The sequence below is a fragment of the Lacimonas salitolerans genome (assembly GCF_042677865.1).
In the GTDB taxonomy this organism is placed as follows: domain Bacteria; phylum Pseudomonadota; class Alphaproteobacteria; order Rhodobacterales; family Rhodobacteraceae; genus Lutimaribacter; species Lutimaribacter salitolerans.
Genome location: NZ_JBHUDD010000023.1, coordinates 1 through 2,109 on the forward strand (window position 1 = coordinate 1; position 2,109 = coordinate 2,109).

At 55.6% G+C, this 2,109-nt stretch carries 5 protein-coding genes; 3 read left to right on the forward strand and 2 right to left on the reverse strand.

Annotated elements, in window-relative coordinates:
- Positions 1 to 67: hypothetical protein (locus ACFTOW_RS02105; protein ID WP_465261598.1), on the reverse strand; the 67-nt coding region annotated here is incomplete at its 3' end.
- Positions 68 to 168: 101 nt separating this feature from the next.
- Between ACFTOW_RS02105 and ACFTOW_RS02110 the strand changes: the two genes are divergently transcribed.
- The 3 genes from ACFTOW_RS02110 (at position 169) to ACFTOW_RS02120 (ending at position 1,790) form a co-directional block, all read left to right on the forward strand.
- The gene (locus tag ACFTOW_RS02110) at positions 169 to 1,044 is read left to right on the forward strand and encodes a tyrosine-type recombinase/integrase (RefSeq protein ID WP_379912588.1); all 876 of its coding nucleotides are present in this window, start codon (positions 169 to 171) and stop codon (positions 1,042 to 1,044) included.
- Between the two features lie 96 nt (positions 1,045 to 1,140).
- Positions 1,141 to 1,569 carry a putative toxin-antitoxin system toxin component, PIN family gene (locus tag ACFTOW_RS02115; protein ID WP_379912590.1) on the forward strand — a complete coding sequence of 143 codons (429 nt, stop codon included), beginning with the start codon at positions 1,141 to 1,143 and terminating at the stop codon, positions 1,567 to 1,569.
- A complete protein-coding gene (locus ACFTOW_RS02120) occupies positions 1,566 to 1,790 on the forward strand; it encodes a toxin-antitoxin system HicB family antitoxin (RefSeq protein ID WP_379912592.1) in 225 nt (74 codons plus the stop codon). The genes ACFTOW_RS02115 and ACFTOW_RS02120 overlap by 4 nt, the downstream gene beginning before the upstream one ends.
- A 5-nt stretch (positions 1,791 to 1,795) precedes the next feature.
- On the opposite strand, the gene ACFTOW_RS02125 is transcribed toward ACFTOW_RS02120, so the two are convergent.
- The coding region (locus ACFTOW_RS02125; protein ID WP_379912594.1) for a tyrosine-type recombinase/integrase at positions 1,796 to 2,109 on the reverse strand (314 nt) is incomplete at its 5' end.

Genomic DNA, 2,109 nt, shown 5'->3' on the forward strand with positions numbered 1-2,109 from the left:
AGGCCTTGTTTCCGAGGGCGCACGCAATCCAGCTTTTTCCTAAGCCTGTTGGGCCAGTGATCAGCAGATTTTCGTGGCGGTTGGATCACACATGCCATTCGCCCAAAGCCGATCAATGATGGGCTCAAGACCGAAAGCCGGGGCAGTTTCACGCGTGACGAATACAAGATGATCTACACCGAGCTGAGGTCATTCCACAAAACCACCGACAAACCGGTCACTGCAGGTACGCGCGAGGTGCTGCGCAACTACGTGCTGATCCTGGCCAATACGGGCATGCGTCATGGCACGGAAGCCTTGGACCTGAGGTGGAAGAACCTGCTGTGGATCACCGAGCGTGACGAGACCTATCTGGGCTTGTTCGTGGACGGTAAAACAGGACAGCGGCCTTTGGTGGCACGGGACCGTGCTGTGCGTCCCTTTGAGCGCCAAGTTGAGTTGAACCCAGAACTGTCCAGCATGACGCTGCATGAAGTGATCGATGCCAAACTGGACGAATACGTTTTTGTCACGCGTTTGGGACAGCGTGCTGCGCGGGCCAATCTCGCGCGCAATTTCGAAAAGCTGTTGGACCGGCTGGGGCTGGTGTATGGCGCTGACGGCAAGAAGCGCACGCTATACAGTTGGCGGCACTTCTACGCCACGTTGGACCTGCAGCGCGGCGTTAGCACGCATGTGCTCAGCCGACAGATGGGCAACAGCACGGGTGTGTTGGATCGCTTTTACAGCAAGCTGTCGCCCTTCATGAATCCAGGGCTGCATTCGGGACGCGCAGATCGCCCTGACGCTGCGGAACAGGTCGATCAAACGCCGACTAGCGAGCCGGATATTCCAGGTGAGCCTGTGCCGCCCCCTACCCTGTCCGCTGCAGCCAAAGCGTTTGATCTGTTTGACGCAGGCAAGCTGAGTGAAGCCACTTTGCTCATTGCCTTGGGTGTGTCACAGGAAGGCTATGCACTGGACGAAGACCTGCGCATCCGGGCATTGACCGCGCTTGAGCAAGGACGGCTCACTGAGGATGCATTGGCCAAGGTTTTGGGGTGAAGCAATGTTTTTGCCGTCGTGAAGATAAGCGGCTGAACAACAGCGCATGGTACAAGCGCATTGCGATGATGATGGCGTATATGCTATCATCTCTGTATGCAAGTTGTCCTTGATACAAACATCATTGTGGGTGCCATGCTGCGCGAAGGCGGTGCCGCCCGCGCAGTGTTGCGGCTCTGCTTGCAAGGTCAAGTTCAGCCCGTGATCAGCTTGGCGCTCTTTGCTGAGATGGAAGATGTGCTGTCGCGCGATGATGTATTTCGGAACTGCGCGCTCACCGGCACCGAACGCCAAGACCTATTTGCAGCCTTCTTGAGTGTGACGCAGTGGACACCGATCTATTACACATGGCGGCCAAACCTGCGCGATGAAGCCGATAATCATGTGGTCGACTTGGCAGTAGCGGGAAACGCCGACTATATCATCACGCAGAATGAACGCGACTTTGCCGAGATGGAGCTTCAGTTTCCACATCTGAAACTAGCGACAGCTGCTGAATTCATGCATCTATGGAGAAACAGATGAGCGTTGTGACAGTTAGACTACCCGAAGATCAGCATCAGCGCCTGAAGGCAATGGCACAGGCACGCGGCATCAGCCTCAACAAACTGTTCGAACAGCTTACGGCTCAAGCCTTAACTGAAAACGACATTGAGCTCAGATATCGGCGCATGGCTGCAACAGGTTCTCCTGCTCGGGGGCTTGAGCTCTTGGATAAATTGGATCGTTCAGAGCAAGAGCATTGACAATTCTATAGCAGCTCGACCGCCGCTGAGAGCTGCTCTGCGTTCACATCAATATACCTCTGTGTTGTCGATATATGAGAATGCCCCGCAAGTTCCGCCAGCAAGCGCACACCCACGCCCTTGTTGGCCAGCCGCGTTATGTAGGTGCGTCGCCCTGAATGGCTGCTTGCATCCTTGAGCCCCACAGCCTTGTAGATGTCGAGAAACAGCTGACACATGGTGTTGGCCGAGAAATGGCGGTCCCTTCGCGATTTGTGTGGGTTAAGGCGCACTGGCCTGTTCAGGGTCGCACCAGATGTTGTTGTCACGACGTGAGGCG